General features: G+C 45.9%; 12 protein-coding genes and 1 tRNA gene. 8 read left to right on the plus strand and 5 right to left on the minus strand.

The window, feature by feature from the left end; translation table 11 throughout:
- Positions 1-161 precede the first annotated feature (161 nt).
- The gene (locus tag P3L47_RS02835) at positions 162-551 is read left to right on the plus strand and encodes a response regulator (RefSeq protein ID WP_122363715.1); all 390 of its coding nucleotides are present in this window, start codon (positions 162-164) and stop codon (positions 549-551) included.
- 77 nt (positions 552-628) lie between these two features.
- Here P3L47_RS02835 and P3L47_RS02840 read toward each other — a convergent pair whose 3' ends face one another.
- Complete coding sequence (locus tag P3L47_RS02840; RefSeq protein WP_122363714.1) at positions 629-898, minus strand: hypothetical protein; 270 nt, start codon at positions 896-898, stop codon at positions 629-631.
- Positions 899-1,309: 411 nt separating this feature from the next.
- Here P3L47_RS02840 and P3L47_RS23655 point away from each other — a divergent pair, with 411 nt between their 5' ends.
- The 6 genes from P3L47_RS23655 (at position 1,310) to P3L47_RS02870 (ending at position 7,900) form a co-directional block, all read left to right on the plus strand.
- Positions 1,310-2,221, plus strand: a complete 912-nt coding sequence (locus tag P3L47_RS23655; RefSeq protein ID WP_122363713.1) for a helix-turn-helix domain-containing protein — start codon at positions 1,310-1,312, stop codon at positions 2,219-2,221.
- Positions 2,222-2,233: 12 nt separating this feature from the next.
- A complete protein-coding gene (locus P3L47_RS02850) occupies positions 2,234-2,509 on the plus strand; it encodes an HU family DNA-binding protein (RefSeq protein ID WP_122363712.1) in 276 nt (91 codons plus the stop codon).
- Between the two features lie 106 nt (positions 2,510-2,615).
- Positions 2,616-3,191 carry an RNA polymerase sigma-70 factor gene (locus P3L47_RS02855; protein WP_277782607.1) on the plus strand — a complete coding sequence of 192 codons (576 nt, stop codon included), beginning with the start codon at positions 2,616-2,618 and terminating at the stop codon, positions 3,189-3,191.
- Between the two features lie 83 nt (positions 3,192-3,274).
- Positions 3,275-4,153, plus strand: a complete 879-nt coding sequence (locus P3L47_RS02860; RefSeq protein WP_277782608.1) for a FecR family protein — start codon at positions 3,275-3,277, stop codon at positions 4,151-4,153.
- Positions 4,154-4,156: 3 nt separating this feature from the next.
- Positions 4,157-6,877: a TonB-dependent receptor gene (locus P3L47_RS02865; protein ID WP_277782609.1), complete on the plus strand. Its 2,721-nt coding sequence runs from the start codon at positions 4,157-4,159 to the stop codon at positions 6,875-6,877.
- Positions 6,878-6,889: 12 nt separating this feature from the next.
- A complete protein-coding gene (locus P3L47_RS02870) occupies positions 6,890-7,900 on the plus strand; it encodes a DUF4249 domain-containing protein (RefSeq protein WP_277782610.1) in 1,011 nt (336 codons plus the stop codon).
- Between the two features lie 32 nt (positions 7,901-7,932).
- On the opposite strand, the gene P3L47_RS02875 is transcribed toward P3L47_RS02870, so the two are convergent.
- From P3L47_RS02875 to aroB, 3 genes are all read right to left on the minus strand, one after another.
- Positions 7,933-8,997: a hypothetical protein gene (locus tag P3L47_RS02875; RefSeq protein WP_277782611.1), complete on the minus strand. Its 1,065-nt coding sequence runs from the start codon at positions 8,995-8,997 to the stop codon at positions 7,933-7,935.
- A gap of 95 nt (positions 8,998-9,092) precedes the next feature.
- A tRNA-Pro gene (locus P3L47_RS02880) sits at positions 9,093-9,167 on the minus strand.
- 35 nt (positions 9,168-9,202) lie between these two features.
- A complete protein-coding gene (aroB, locus tag P3L47_RS02885) occupies positions 9,203-10,267 on the minus strand; it encodes a 3-dehydroquinate synthase (protein ID WP_277782612.1) in 1,065 nt (354 codons plus the stop codon).
- A gap of 204 nt (positions 10,268-10,471) precedes the next feature.
- On the opposite strand from aroB, the gene P3L47_RS02890 reads away from it, so the two are divergent.
- The gene (locus tag P3L47_RS02890; RefSeq protein ID WP_277782613.1) at positions 10,472-12,040 is read left to right on the plus strand and encodes a M81 family metallopeptidase; all 1,569 of its coding nucleotides are present in this window, start codon (positions 10,472-10,474) and stop codon (positions 12,038-12,040) included.
- A gap of 109 nt (positions 12,041-12,149) precedes the next feature.
- Here P3L47_RS02890 and P3L47_RS02895 read toward each other — a convergent pair whose 3' ends face one another.
- Complete coding sequence (locus P3L47_RS02895) at positions 12,150-15,800, minus strand: glycosyl hydrolase 2 galactose-binding domain-containing protein (protein ID WP_277782614.1); 3,651 nt, start codon at positions 15,798-15,800, stop codon at positions 12,150-12,152.
- Between the last annotated feature and the right edge of the window lie 110 nt (positions 15,801-15,910).

Here is a 15,910-nt window from a genome sequence, read left to right on the forward strand (position 1 = left end):
TTTTCAAAAACAGCTCCTTTTTCTTTATAACCAACCCGATACGGCCCATCTTTGTCCCCAACGCATGTATTTGTTGATTTTCATATAATATTTAGCACCTATTGCTTGCGTAATTTAAATTAATTACAGAACTTTGTTGATATTACTCCAATATAAATATTATGGAAGAAAATACAACAGACAAAGGCATAACAATTCTCATCGCAGAGGATGAAGAAAGCAATTTCTTATTACTAAAAACTATACTGAAGAAACATTGTAATGTTCTTCATGCAAAGACCGGAAAAGAATTGTTGGAGATATATAAGAAAGAACATGCAGACCTGATCCTTATGGATATCAAAATGCCGGAAATGAACGGTATAGATGCCCTGAAGGAGATCAGAAAGTTCGATCAGGATATCCCCGTGATTATGCAATCGGCCTATGCCTTTGAAAATGATATGGAATCGGCACGTCAGGCCGGAAGTAACGGATTCGTGACCAAACCGATCAACATCAAAGAACTCAAAGCGGTTCTTTCCAGTTTCCTGCCGGCGCTGACATGGTAAACGCTCTATAACACAACATAAAAAAAGGAGATGCTTTTCTAAAAAGTATCTCCTTCTATTTTTAAATAAACATTCGCTTACCCATTGGCAGCTTCTGCCTTTTCGCATTCAGCTGCCTGTTCTTGTGCACCATAATAAGCACAGTCTTCACCGATACCTATCAGCTGATTAATTTCGTGTCTTTTGTCCAAATCGGTAAAATAGGTTTCAACTACTTTATAGATATCAAAACCACCAGTCGATCCGGCTGCCAAGTTTAAAGACTCTACCATTTTTTTGGCTGCATTGTGAATTTCTTTCTTGTCGATAAGATGCAGCTCATTGCTGTGAATCAGATTTTTTCCCATGATGTTTGACTTTAAAGTTATACTTGCTTTTTATTAATAACTACTGAACGAACAAGTAAGTTGTACCTGCTGTTTCTTTACAGCTTTAAATATACAAACATCTTCTTATTTTCATACAATTTCAAGCCTTTAATTTCATAGAATCTTCAAATTCGTCAAAAGACCCGGTTTTCTTCCTACTCCGCCGCATTGAATAAAGAGTTGGAAAAGGCATATCTTACAACAACATTTTTTAGGATATCATACATGAACAAAAACCTATATATACTGGTTTATATTGTTCAACAAGGCACTATCAATAAAAAAATGTCAATATACGTGCCATATTTCTTCATTGTCATACCAAAATTCCACAATCCAAATATCATAAGGAACGATGTTTTATTTTTATACACGAAATAAAATAGGGTGATGTCTTTAAATGAAAACAAACTATATGTAGGAAATAATGACACCAGTTATTCTATAAAAAATGATTTAATAATCTATGAGAATGTCAAACAAGTTCCTATAACTCCGTATCCATCGTACACAGAATGCGGAATAGTCATATTGTGCTCCGAAGGAAATGCAACATTCAAAGTGCACAATTATGAACATGTTCTGAGAAAAAATGAACTGGCCATTTTTCTTCCCGGACAACTTTTATCTGTTAATGCAATAAGCGATGATTTCACCGTAAGTGCATTTTCGATCTCCCAGTCCTTATTCAATGACGTACTGAGCGGTATCCACAGATTTTCGCCTCACTTCTTCTTTTATATGCGAAGCCACTTTCATTATCCATTAACAGATAGTGATTGTTACAACTTTGGGAATTACTATAAAATGGTATATACGAAAGCTTTATCGCCATCCAATTTGTACCCGAGAGAATCAGTCATTCATATACTCCGGATTCTCTTTTTGGATTTATATAATTCATATAAGATAAATTCACTTCCGCATATTCCGACCATGGATGCTCATAAAAAAGAAGTTGCAGATAAATTCTTTTATCTGATCATGAAGCATTACAAAGAAAACCGGGAAGTTGCATTCTACGCCAAAGAGTTGTGCATCACTCCTAAATATCTGACAACCGTGATTAAGACAGTCAGCGGCAAGTCCGCCAAAGACTGGATATTAGAGTATATCATCCTGGAAATTAAAGCATTATTGAGGGATTCGACGCTAAACATCCAGCAAATTGTAATAAAGACCAATTTTGCCAACCAATCGTCTTTGGGAAGATTTTTCCGCAAACATACGGGCATGTCTCCCTTAGAGTACAGAAAGAGCATGATCGAAACAAAACAAATAGAACAAACATCTAATAACTAATAAAATAAAGCTATGAACAGAAGTCAATTAATTAATGAATTAGCAGAAAAAACAGCTATAAGCAAAAAGGATATAACAACTATACTTGATGCTTTTACCGAAATGGTCGCAGAAAAGACAAAAGCCGGTGATCGTGTTTTCATCCCCGGATTCGGATCATTCAAACCGCGTCTGCAAACAAGCCGTCCGGCAAGAAATCCCAGAAACGGCGATGTAATCCAGCTTACACCACGAACAATCGTACATTTCAAATGTGCCTCTCTTTTATTGGAAAAGATGAATAAATAATAAATAGAAAAGGACTTATTTCAAAATAAGTCCTTTTTTTATCACAGTCGGGTATACTTATTGATTAAAAAGTATCTTTGCAACCACGGAGCAGAGTAAAAATTGCATGACAGAGCAAGAGATCAGAAAATATTTACGACAAATGCAGGAAGAAGATTCTCAGACAGCCCTGAGAAAGTTCTACGATTTGTGCTTTGACCGCTTTTTCCGTATCGCTTACTATTATTTGAAAACAGAAGAGTGGGCCCAGGAAGTCGTACTTGACGTGTTCATGAAAATTTGGGAAAGACGGGAATCCCTGCACACCATTGCCAACCTCGAAGATTACTTCTTTGTCACAGTAAAAAATGCCTCCCTGAACTATCTGGAAAAAGAACAACGCCGCAGAAACATAACAGAAGAAATATCCGAAACCCCACCCGACCAGGAATATTCACCGGAGGAAACCCTTATTTCTGAAGAACTTTTCGCTCATTACGTCAAGGCTTTGGACCGTTTGCCGGAAAAATGCCGGGAAATATTTATCCGGATACGGGAAGAAAAACAGAGCTACGCCCAGGTAGCCGGGGAATTGAAGATCAGCACCAATACCGTAGATGCACAATTACAAAAGGCGGTTACCCGACTGCGGGATATGCTATCGCGTTATTTGAATACTGACGAAGACAATTCAGAACATTAACTTCTTTTCACCAAACAAGCATAGTGAGTTTTGCGACCTTCCCCTGTCTTTATTTGTGAAACCGATCATCAAATAAAGAAAGAATGACATCTGCAAACAAAGATATTGACAAAGTACTGGATCAACTGGTTGCTTCCACCCGATCGCCGAGAGGACGTTTCTCAGCCCGAAACAGTTGGAGAATACTGGAAAAACGCCTTTTCCCGGTAACGGGCAGGAGAAAGTTTCTCCGGATAGCCGGAAGTGTGGCAGCCTCCCTGCTTATAGGTATAGCAGGCTGGTACACATACGACCATATACAGTCCACAACCATGCAAACGATTTCAACATTAGCGGAAATACAGGAGATCACACTCCCCGACCAGTCCGTGGTCACGCTGAACCGTTATTCCACACTTCGCTTTCCTACCCGTTTCAGGGGGGATAAGAGGGAAGTACAACTGACCGGTGAGGCGTATTTCGATGTGGAGAAAGATAAAAGACATCCGTTTATCGTCAAAGCAGAAGCCATCGACGTAGAGGTACTGGGCACCCGGTTTAATATAGAAGCCTATCCCAGCGATCCGGAGATAAAAACGACCTTGCTCGAAGGTTCCGTTGAAGTCAGTATTCCGGGCGAAAACAAGCAACTTATCCTTTCTCCCAATGAAAGTGCCGTTTACGACCGGGCAAAACAATGTTTAGCTCATGAAGTAAACCAGGAAAGTGACAACGAAATCACCTGGCGCAACGGCCATTTCCAATTCGACTATCTGCCTTTGCAAGAAATTACCCGACAGCTGTCGCACGCATTCAATCTGAAAATAGAGATCACCGACCCGGCTCTCAGAAGTTTCCGCATACGGGCGAACTTCACTAATGGCGAGAGCCTGGAAGAAATACTTAGCCTATTAAAAGGGGCTGCCCATTTTAATTACACAAAGACAAACGATACGATCATTATCAGTAGTAAACTTAACTAAGTTATGAACCATTTCACGAATAGCTTTTTCTCCCGCATCAGCCTTCTACTTTTGCTGTGGATAACGCTGGGAAGTAGCTCTCTCCATGCGCAAACCAAAGAAGAACGGCTTAACTTTAGCATTCAGAATGCTTCTTTAAATACATTCGTAAAGCAGTTGGAAGCCTCTACCGGCTTTTCCATTATCTATGGGGAGAATATACATCTTAAAAAGCCTGTCACATTGAACATGTCCCGGAAAAGCGTCAGCGAGATCCTCCGGAAAGCATTCGAAAACGAAGCAGTCACTTTCAAAGTGACAGGAAAACATATTCTGCTACAGGAACGGGAAACACCTGCCAATCTAAAATACACGATCAGCGGTTACGTTACGGACGGCATTTCTTCCGAGACACTGATCGGTACCAACATATTCGAACGACACCAGGGGACAGGAACCTCCACCAATCCTTTCGGATTTTACAGCATCACACTACCGGCAGGGGCAACGGAACTCTCTTTCTCTTATCTCGGATACGAACAGCAGACATGCCGGTTCCGACTGGAGAAAGATACATTACTGAATATCCGCTTACAGACGAACAATCAACTGGAGGAGGTAGTCGTCCTGTCAGAAAAAAGGGAAGCCGGTATCCATTCCACTGGCATGGGAGCAATAGACATACCGATGAAGCAGATACGCAATACCCCGGCAATCCTGGGAGAGGCCGATCTATTGAAAACCATCCAGTTAATGCCCGGAGTACAGGCTGGCATAGAAGGATTCAGCGGCTTATATGTGCGCGGTGGCGGTCCCGACCAAAATCTGATCCTGCTGGATGGCATTCCTATTTATAATGCCGACCATCTGCTGGGTGTATTCTCTATCTTCACACCGGAAGCCATGAAGAAAGTCACTCTCTTCAAAGGATCTTTCCCGGCACGTTACGGGGGACGGCTATCATCCATCGTTGACATCCGCACCAACGACGGCGATATGCAGAACTATCACGGAACAGTCAGTGTCGGCCTGCTGACCAGCAAACTGCATATGGAAGGACCGATACAGAAAGATAAAACATCTTTCTGCCTGACAGGACGGCGCACGTATCTGGACCTGATAGCCCGCCCGTTCCTGCCGGACGATAAGAAATACAATTATTACTTTTACGACATCAATGCCAAAGTGAACCACAAGTTCTCTGATCGCAGCCGTTTATTCCTGAGTTTCTACAAAGGAAAAGACCACTACGATTACAAGCAGGACAAGGAATACGACGGATATGACGGCGGTCCGCGCATGTATTTCTACAACAGCGATATCAATTTCAACTGGGGCAATACGATCGCTGCCGGACGCTGGAACTATGTATTCAACAACAAACTGTTCAGCAATACGACCGTAGCTTACAACCATTACCAGATGTCGATGGCAGACAGTTACAAAAGAGAAGTCACCGGCAAGAATGAACACGAAGAAACGAAACCCGACCATAACGAATCCTATGTATATAACTCCGATTATCGCTCCGGCATACATGATGTCAGTTTCCAGACAGACTACGATTATACGCCGGCACCGAACCACCATATCAAATTCGGCGGAGCTTACCTCTATCATACATTCCGTCCGGAGGTCACGACTTCCCGTGTCAAGGAAGCCGAAAACGGATCGACAGCACAGGATACTGTCTACAACGATTCTTCAAACAGTTATCTTCACGGTCACGAATGCTCGTTATATGCAGAAGACAATTTCAATATCGGCAATAAATTAAGTTTCAATGCAGGCGTGCATCTCTCCCTGTTCTATACGCAAGGAAAAGGGTATCTCTCCGCCCAACCCCGCCTGTCAGCCCGTTACCGTCTCACCGATGATTGGGCGATAAAAGGCTCGTTCACCCAAATGGAGCAGTACGTACATTTACTGAGCTCCTCGCCTATTTCATTACCGACCGATTTGTGGGTACCTGTAACCAAACAGATCCGCCCGATGCGCTCTTATCAATATGCGGCAGGAAGCTATTATACCGGAGTAAAAGGCTGGGAGTTCTCACTCGAAGGATATTATAAGGATATGCACAACGTATTGGAGTATCAGGACGGTGCCTCTTTTTTCGGCACCTCAGGAGGCTGGCAAGAGAAGGTCGAAATGGGTCGCGGACGCTCTTTCGGATTAGAAATAATGGCACAGAAAACCATGGGGAAAACGACCGGCTGGCTGGCCTATACCATCGCCAAAAGCGACCGCCGGTTCAAAGACGGCAGCATCAACAACGGCGAACGTTTCCCTTATAAATACGACCGTCACCACAACATCAATCTCTGCCTGAACCACCAGTTCAACGACCGGATCGATGTCGGGGCTACCTGGATATTCAACACCGGCGGGACCGCTACCATTGCCGACCAGCGAACCGGCATACTCTCCTCAATCTGGCAGGCAAACATGATAGACTATATCGCCCATCGAAACAATTTCCGTTTACCGGTCAGCCACCGGCTAAACCTAAGTATCAATTTCCACAAGAAACTACGCCGGGGCACACAAACCTGGAGCCTGTCGGTCTATAACGCTTACAATGCCATGACCCCCAACCTGGTCTATAAAGAAGAAGAACTTATCGGACAGGACTACATGGACGAACATGGCATCATGCAGACCAAATGGACCCGCAACACAAAACTGATCAAGCAAACCCTGTTGCCTTGTATCCCGGCAGTAACCTATACATTCAAATTTTAAAAGACATCGGATATGAAAAAGCATTTATTCATCGTATTCATACTCGGCATCACGCTCTTCTCCGCTTGCGAGAACGAAATACCGTTCAACGACAAGTACCAGAAACCACAATTACTGATGAATGCCATCCTGGAAGCAGAGAAAGAGGAAAACGAAGTGCAGCTATATATAATCGACAGTGAGAATATGACGTTGGTAAGCAATGGCTCCGTCACGGTCTATGTCAACAACGAAAAAAAGGAAGTGGCTGAATCCAAAATAACGCTATGGAGTTCAAATGGAGACAGTATGAAAGTATGCCGCCTACAAACCGTTTTCCATCCCGGCGACCGCGTACGCCTGGAGGCAACAGCCGAAGACGGCCAGTATAACGCATGGGCAGAAGTGGAAATCCCCCGACCTATCGAAAAGATCATCCGGATAGACACGTTGCGCACGCAAATAAAAGTAGGATATTATATGACAGAATGTATGCGATACAGGATCACGTTCGATGACCTGCCCGGCGAAAAGAACTATTACCAGCTGGCAATCGAAGAAAAGTCCTATACAGCAGATATAAAGACCGGTATCAGAGACACATTCCCCCCTTTCGACAGAAGGCAAACAGATATCATCAACCAAGAAGACATCGTACTGACCGATGGCCACATGACTACTGCCGACGACGAAGAGTTCGGCATCCTGGACATGACCGTACAAAATGTACGCAACATATTCACCGACAGCCGTTTCGAGAATGGTTCCTATACCTTGAATGTCTACGCTCGCTTCTTCGACTTCAACCACCAATATGAAGCCGTCCGTATCCAAACAGATGCCATCGTCCATATCCTCAGTATTACCAAAGCGGACTACCGCTATATGCGTGCTATGAACTGCCTGGATTCAGAAAACTACAACGATACGTTCATGGAACCGGTCATCGTCCCACAGAATGTGGTTGGCGGACTGGGCTTTGTCGGTGCCAGTTCAGAGGCAGAGATGAAAATACAGATCCTGGACCGACTGCCGCTATGGTAAATAAAACCATTCCAATTACTTATACCGAAACCTTACTCTTTTGAAGAGACAGGAGCGTCTATACGCAATATAACATCATCCACACCATGATCATTATAATTTGCAAAATGGATATCGAGCATTCCGATATGCGGTCTAAGGTCTCCGGGATGAAAAAATTCCCTGATCATCCCCTGGGTTGCCTGCAAAACAGGACCTATTTCATCCGAGAAAGTACCGTTACCACCTCCCGCATTAAAGAGAGCCGTACGCACATGTAAGTTCCTGACAAGTGTCTTTTCGGCTTCCGTCAGTTCTTCCCCATCCTTCACCTTGTTTACCAGCGCTTTGATGGAACTACATGTACTATCCGACTCGATCGTCATACATCCTATAACCCCATAACTTATCGAGTTGACGTATTTCAGGGACGTATAATCCTCCGGATCTTTTTTCAGCAGTTGCCCATTCTGAGGCAAATCCATATCGATAGTAAATGCCGTATATTTAAAGTTATAAAGTACCCCGTGCTTTTCTTTCATCTCCAGGGTTGAATATTTCCGACCGTTCATGATACTATCCATCCTGATTCCTTCAGCGGCAAACAGCATATATAATTCCTTTGCTGAATGATAATCGCGCCCTGAAGAGCTACTAAACGAATTTATCTGGCCGCTACTTGCCAACACTTTTTCTTTCATTTCAGTACACATCGACTCGGCAGGATGCTCTGTAGTAACAGCACCAACAAAAGGCCAGCTGCCAAAAGTTATCGGATTATATTCCACATCCGGAACAGGTTTCAATGTAGGAATTCTGTCCGGATTGACATCGACCACCAACCCCGGATAGATACCGTCCTTCAGCCGGTAAGAATCTTTTATTACATAAGCCGAAAAAGAAGAGTTCTTCACCAGAAAAGTTTCACCTTTCCCATCCGCCCAAACACTATCTTTCACTATATCCAGGTAAGATATATAATTTTTCCAGACAATCGGTTCAGGATCGGGCTCCGGTTCGGGAACAACAACAGGAGGCTCCGGGTCCAAACCATCATCTTTTGAACAGGAAAGACAACATGCCAACAAGAATGCGGATAACAGATAAACTTTTTTCATAACTCTCTCGTATTTTTCCAAAGATAAGTATTTTCAAGGAACGGGCACAAAAAAAGGAGCTAAACTTATCGTTTAACTCCTTTTGCTCAGCAATGTCGGGGTGAGAAGATTCGAACTTCCGACCACACGCCCCCCAGACGCGTACTCTAACCGGGCTGAGCTACACCCCGTTTTGTTTTACGGCTGCAAAGGTAAGATTTTTCCTTTATACGCCAAAACTTTCGCGGTAAAAATCTAATGACTCCAGTATTTTTTCCTTTGTCACCTGCTGATTTATCTGAACTTCACCGATTTTCGAAAGCAGGGTAAAATTGATGATACCCCCCTCGTTCTTCTTGTCATGAGTCATCAGCTCGTACAAAGTCTCGTAGTCTTTACAGTCGAAGACGAAAGGAGGGTAATACTCCTTGATATATTGAATGACCTGGCTCAGATTGCTTGACGGAAAACCGCAGAGCTTATGAGAAAGATACAATTCACTGATGATACCGGCAGCTACCGCATGTCCGTGCAACAACGGACGGTTCTTTTTAAAAGAAAGACTTTCGTAAGCATGCCCGATGGTATGACCGAAGTTCAAAGCCTTACGGATACCATGTTCTTTCGGGTCTTCTGCCACGATACGTTCCTTCACGGCAACAGACTGCGCCACCATCTTATTCAGGAAAGCATAATCCATCTTCTGGTCGAGATCGAACAGCATCACCGTCGCATAGGTATCCATCGAACTGATCAGTGCATGTTTGATCATCTCCGCATAACCGGACAAGAGGTTGTTACGGTCCAGCGTACGCAGGAACTCACAGTCGATAAACACACATTCGGGCGGATAGAAAGAACCGATCTCGTTCTTCAGGCCATTGAAGTTAATACCCGTTTTTCCACCTACGGCAGCATCCACTGAAGCCATCAGCGTTGTCGGGATATTAACCGTCTTCAGCCCGCGCTTGAATGTTGCCCCGGCAAAACCGCCCATATCCGTGATCATTCCTCCTCCCAGGTTTACCAGCAGAGAATTGCGGGAAGCTCCTTCATTGGAAAGACGCATCCAGATAGCAGACAAGGCTTCCAGTCCTTTATGCGTATCACCTGCATCGACCGTTATCACCGGAGCATCCTTTAATGCCGGTACATCCTGCACCAGCGGATAACACTTTTCCTGTGTATTCGTATCGGTAAGAACAAACAATTTATCGTAATTCAATGAAGTAAGGAACTCCTGCAAGTCGGCTTTCAGATCCTTACTAATCACTACTTTTTGATCAGCCATATTTTTTATCTTTTTGCTTCTTGGTTACAAAGGTATTATTTGTAATCCGATTATCAAAGGAGTTATATTCGCATTCGAACCTTCAAGGTAATAATTTACCCCCGACATTGAGTGGTTTCTCATATATTTCCACTAAGTTTAAGCCAGTTTTCAGTAAAAACACATATCTTGCATTTTGTCATACTATTTAAATATAAACGCACCATGAAGAAAGTTTTCCTTTTCCTGAGTCTTTGCCTGTTCGTAGTGTCATTTGCCAACGATGCCGCTGCACAGCAAAAAAAACCACGTATCGGCATTGCCGGTATACAAATCGAGAACAGTGTATTTATGCCAAACAGGCAACCGCTGGTCGGGAGACCGCTTACCTTGCCGGATTATCTGAGCCCGGATTCCGCTATGGGACAAGCCGCGACATGGCTTCCCTCCCTGATGGGCAGGGGCGGTGGCAGAGGTCCCGTTACACGTGAATCATACGAAGCCTTTGTCAACGAAGCACTCGAAATCATAAAGGCAAACATGCCTTACGATGCTTTCTGGTTTTACAATCACGGAGCCTGTAGCGTGGAAGGTGTTGCCGACCCGGAAGGCGAGTTTATGGAAAAAGTACGCAGCCTTATCGGAAACGATGTCCTTGTTACGACAACGATGGACCTCCACGGCAATGCTTCCTGGCTGGTAGCCCTCAACTCGGACCTGATCACGACCTACCGCAAGGCTCCCCATGACGATTCCCGCGAATCGCATCGCCGTGGCGTAGTCAATCTGCTCGACCGCCTGGCTTCCGGCAAAGGACGTCCGGCATATAAAGCCTGGGTAGCTGTTCCCGTATTAGTTTCCGGAGAATGGTCGAGCACGCGTGCCGAACCTGCCAAATCGCTCTATGCCCTGGTACCCGAAGTGGAAGCCATGCCGGGTGTGATCGATGCCGGTATCTGGATCGGTTATGTATGGGGAGACGACCGCCGCAATCAAGGTGTAGTGATGGTATACGGCGACAACAAGGCACAGGTGGAAGCCGGAGCTAAGAAACTGGCACAGAAATTCTGGGATGTACGCCGCCAGTTTACGCTGGAAGCTCCCGGATATTCGCTCGAAAAATGTCTGGACGTGGCTATAGTCAGTGACAAGAAACCTTTCTTTATCAGCGACATGGGAGACAATCCCGGCGGTGGCGGATCAGGTGAGGTTACATGGACATTGGCACGGGTGTTGAAACGTCCGGAACTTCAGTCGCCCAACGGAAAAAGCCTGCTTTATTGTTCCATTCCGGGAGACGAGATGGTCGAAGCCGCACGGAAAGCCGGTATCGGAGGTCAGGCCGAAGGATATGTAGGCGCTATGACGGACAACTCCTACGAACCGCCTGTAAAACTATCGGGTACGGTCGTATATGTCAGTCCTGCACAGGATGAGACGCAGGCAACCGACAATGCTCCTTACAGAAGACGCAACAATATTGCCATTATCAAGACAGGAAGCATTTATGTAGTTGTGGGAACCTCTTCCCCTACGCCTAACCTGGAGGGCACCGGAATAGATCCCCGTGAAATGGATATCGTCATGGTAAAACAGGGATACCTGGTCAACCAATGGTACAATATGAAAGCGGACTGGGTGATGGCTCTGACGCGCGGAGGAGTGGACCAGGATTTCCAGAAACTTCCGTATAAGAATATCATTCGCCCGATGTTCCCGTTAGATCCGGATATGCCCGATCCCGAACTGAATGTCATATTCGTTCCTTCGGCAAAACACCTATACGGCAGATAAAATTTCAGTTGACAGTTGACAGTTGACAAGTGACAGTTTGGCTTCGCACTTGGTTAATAAATCGGCTGAAAGCCGGAATAACTGTCATCTGTCAACTGTCAACTGTCAACTAATTTACATTATATCCCGAAACAACCACCTTCGGCGCATTGCCGCGAGTATCTTCGTCTTTCCAACGGAAGCTCACTTCCTTCTTTTCTCCCGGAAGCAGGGCAAAGTAATTATCGGAATAGAACATCGGCAAGAACTGCTCGCCGTCTTTCTCTCCAACGACATTGACACGGATCATCAAAGCCGGAGTAGAAGTTGTATTCTCAATGACTACCGTACCGTTCCATGTGCCGTCAGCTTCTTTGCCGGTGGATACATCCGACTTCAGAGCCACCGCCGGAAGCGTACGCAACTCCTGATAATTGTTCTCTTCCAGGCTTCTGTGATAGAAGTTATCCGAAACGACCTTGCCATTCTCCGTCAAAGCCATCTTGATAAAGTGAACCTTCGATAGGTTGGACGGAAATTCCAGCTGAATACATTTGTTAGTCGTATCTTCGTTGCTGTCGATCGTCACTTCTTTTTCCCAGGCTACGGAAGCATCCATATTCAACACCTGTACTTTTGCCGTCAGACCTTTATGCGCACCGGCACTGTAATTGACCACTTCCACTTCGTCGGTAGCCGGATTCCACTGGATATGCAGCGGTTCGGAAGCCTTCTTGATGGCGAAGTAGGCAGCTGTCGGTTCGAAATAATAATCGTATGTTTGCCATACCATGGAAGGCCAGCAAGAGTGGCTCATCCACATCAACAGACCTTTACGGTTCTGACTTCTGGATTCGAACAAGCTGCGGTGACCGTCGTAGTTCACCCACTGGGCGAGTTCGGAAAATTCTTTGGCACTCTGCGGTTCGCCGTATCCTTTCGCGATGATCTCGTTGAAAGAAGTGGCACCCTGTGCACCTTCGCGGGTATAGTCGTGCATACCCCACTGGTTGTCCTGCGGCCAGATACCTTCCGGAGAGAAGGTACGGAGCATACTTTCATAGGTCAGTACGTTCGGCATACCGCGTTCGCTATGGAACTTGTCGTTGCCGGTCTTCAGCGTGAAATACTCCTTCGCCGGAAGCATACGGTACGGGCCGTGACCACTCACCACCTCATCGGCAGAGCTGGAAATATAATGGATATCCCCGTGTTCTTCCTTGACGATCCGGCGTAAAGCCTTATCGAGCTGCTCGGGCGGGAAGCCTTCGTTACGTCCGCAATAGATACCGATAGACGCATGGCTGCGGATACGTTTCACATAATCTTCGGCATTGGCGATGAACATTTCCGGATAATACGGATCAGGTCCGTCAGACGGGTTCGCCAGCCAGAAGTCCTGCCAGATCATGATACCGTGACGGTCGCATGCCTCATACAGTTCCTCGTCGCCGATCATACCGACCCAGTTACGCATGATCGTAAAATTCATATCGGCATGATAAGCGATGGCAATGTCGTATTCGCGGGCACGATAGTTCAGGTTGGATTCACTGAATCCCCAGTTTCCTCCGCGACCGATGAAACGACGGCCATTGATGAACATGCTCAGGATATGATTATCTTCATTGAATGTCATTTGACGGATACCGACCTTGAAGTCTTTCGCATCCGATACCTTATCGTCAATCTTGAATGTGAAATTAGCATCATACAGGTTGGGCTCGCCATACCCTTTCGGCCACCACAGACGCGGGTTCTGCATCTTCAACTGAGCAAAATCCTTTGCATCGAAGACTACCGTCTTTTCCTCTCCGGCCGCCAGTTCTACCGGCTGTTGGAATGTGATATCGCCTACCTTACCTTCCAGCATACCTTTTACGGCATTCGCGTCATGGTTCTTCACGATCACTTCCGCCGTCAGTGTGGCAGAGGTCGTGTCGGGCAACGGCAATACGGAAGTCACGAGCGGGTCGGCTACCGTCACTTTTCCGGTAGTCGTCAGGAACACATCGTTCCAGATACCGATATTACGTCCGCGCATCGTCGGGATCCAGTCCCAGCCGATCGTTGCATGGAAAGTAGGATTGTCAGCACCCAGGATACCTCCGTTGAAGTCCGTGCTCTGTGCATTCTTTTCCTTGATGGCACCGATATGTTCGTTTTTGATGATCTCTACAGCCACCACGTTCTTACCCGCAACGACTACATCCGTCACATCGAACTTGCCACGCATAAAGGCACCCTCGATACGGCCGGCCTTCTTACCGTTCACATAAACGTTTGCTTTCCAGTTGATACCATCGAAGTTCAGGAAGATACGTTCCTGTTTGAAATTTTCCGGTACGGTAAACTCGTCGCGATACCAAAAGTCGGAGTTGAAGAACGATTCCGAAATCATCGACTGATTGTCGGCATAGTTCGGATCGGCAATAGCCCCGATATTCTTGTAACTGCTCAAGACAGTACCCGGCACGGTAGCAACGATCCAGTTTTCCGGCTTGAAATCCGGAGTGGATATCTTTTCACCGGCGGCAGTCACTTCGGAAGCCCGCTGTAATTGCCAGTTTCCGCCGGACAGGTTGATCTTTCCTTGCGATACGGCCGGAGCGGCAACAGGCTGGGGAATTAATCCGCCCTTACCCATCACTTCCAGCTCACTCAGGATATAACGGCTGTCGTTGGCAGGCTGTTGCATCAGGACACGTACGTAACGTGCTTTCTTGCTGCCGCCCAACGCTATTTCATCTCTCAGGCTCTCACCGCCGGGCAGTTCGGCTGCATCCGTCCACTGTTTGGCATCATCAGAAACCTGTACTTTACCTTTTACGGCTTTATTGATCCAATGCAGGATCACCTTATCAAATTCGGAACGGCTGCCCAGATCCACATACAGCCACTCTTCGCCAGTCGTAGCACTCATCCAGGCACTGTTGAAGAACTGGGATGGTTTCATTTCCACCAACTGTCCGTCTTTATAGAAATCAGCAGCCGTAAATACCCAACTGTGGGCACCCGACATCTTTAATACTACCCTCATCGTGGAAAAATTGACGCGTTTTCCCAGCGTCAACCCTTCTTTACCAAAAGGTATACTTTCACTCAGCTTACGTACCGGCATGGAAATCTGTTCCGTCTGCTTGTTCGGGTCTGTCACCGGCACACGGTAGCGCACCGCCTCACCGGGCAATCCTTTGCCTCTCAGCCGGCCCACCTCAACCCATTTTCCATCACCCTGAGGTATTTGGCAGAGAATTTCGTAGCCTTCAGCCGCAACTTTATCATCATAGATAAGCGTACCTGTCAACCGCAGTTCGTCGGCCGTTTGGTTGTAGTTGTTCAAATCGAACTGGAACCAGGTATCCGCTCCTTCAAAGGTGTTCCGTGAGTACGGTCCCTCGTCGATCATCCATTCACGCTCACGCCGCGGAGCTTCGCCCGACGGGGAAGAAAGGATCAGATACTGAGGTTGCTGATCGGTCACGATACCGTCTGTCGCCAACTGTGCCGTCAGGTTATAATCGTGACTGGACGAGTTGAACGCCGAACGCCGGAGGGCAATATTCCTGTAGTTAGTACGGTCCGGAGCCAGTTCGGGTGAAAAATCCTCCTTCGGGTTACCGGGATACTGGCCGATGCCACGGGTATAATAATCCGACCGTTCGAATGATTCGTCTGTTGCACCTGCTCCGCTGCATCCCCAGAGAAACAATGAGGCTACCATTGCGCCACAAAGAGTGAGGGTACGGGAAACTGCTTGCTGTTCATTACATTTTTTCATTTATGAGAGTCTACTTGATTTGTATTTTCTGTATGATTTAATTCTTTCTGAAAGAAAGACAGGCAAATATACATAAAAACTCCAAACATTCGTGTTAAATGATATGGAAA

Source organism: Parabacteroides chongii (assembly GCF_029581355.1).
Lineage (GTDB): Bacteria > Bacteroidota > Bacteroidia > Bacteroidales > Tannerellaceae > Parabacteroides > Parabacteroides chongii.

Coding starts and splice junctions, on each gene's coding strand:
- P3L47_RS02870 (WP_277782610.1), top strand. CDS start 6,890: ATGAAAAAGCATTTATTCATCGTATTCATACTCGGCATCACGCTCTTC.
- P3L47_RS02895 (WP_277782614.1), bottom strand. CDS start 15,800: ATGAAAAAATGTAATGAACAGCAAGCAGTTTCCCGTACCCTCACTCTT.
- P3L47_RS02850 (WP_122363712.1), top strand. CDS start 2,234: ATGAACAGAAGTCAATTAATTAATGAATTAGCAGAAAAAACAGCTATA.
- P3L47_RS02860 (WP_277782608.1), top strand. CDS start 3,275: ATGACATCTGCAAACAAAGATATTGACAAAGTACTGGATCAACTGGTT.
- P3L47_RS02840 (WP_122363714.1), bottom strand. CDS start 898: ATGGGAAAAAATCTGATTCACAGCAATGAGCTGCATCTTATCGACAAG.
- P3L47_RS02855 (WP_277782607.1), top strand. CDS start 2,616: ATGACAGAGCAAGAGATCAGAAAATATTTACGACAAATGCAGGAAGAA.
- P3L47_RS02865 (WP_277782609.1), top strand. CDS start 4,157: ATGAACCATTTCACGAATAGCTTTTTCTCCCGCATCAGCCTTCTACTT.
- P3L47_RS02890 (WP_277782613.1), top strand. CDS start 10,472: ATGAAGAAAGTTTTCCTTTTCCTGAGTCTTTGCCTGTTCGTAGTGTCA.
- P3L47_RS02875 (WP_277782611.1), bottom strand. CDS start 8,997: ATGAAAAAAGTTTATCTGTTATCCGCATTCTTGTTGGCATGTTGTCTT.
- P3L47_RS02835 (WP_122363715.1), top strand. CDS start 162: ATGGAAGAAAATACAACAGACAAAGGCATAACAATTCTCATCGCAGAG.
- P3L47_RS23655 (WP_122363713.1), top strand. CDS start 1,310: ATGTCTTTAAATGAAAACAAACTATATGTAGGAAATAATGACACCAGT.
- aroB (WP_277782612.1), bottom strand. CDS start 10,267: ATGGCTGATCAAAAAGTAGTGATTAGTAAGGATCTGAAAGCCGACTTG.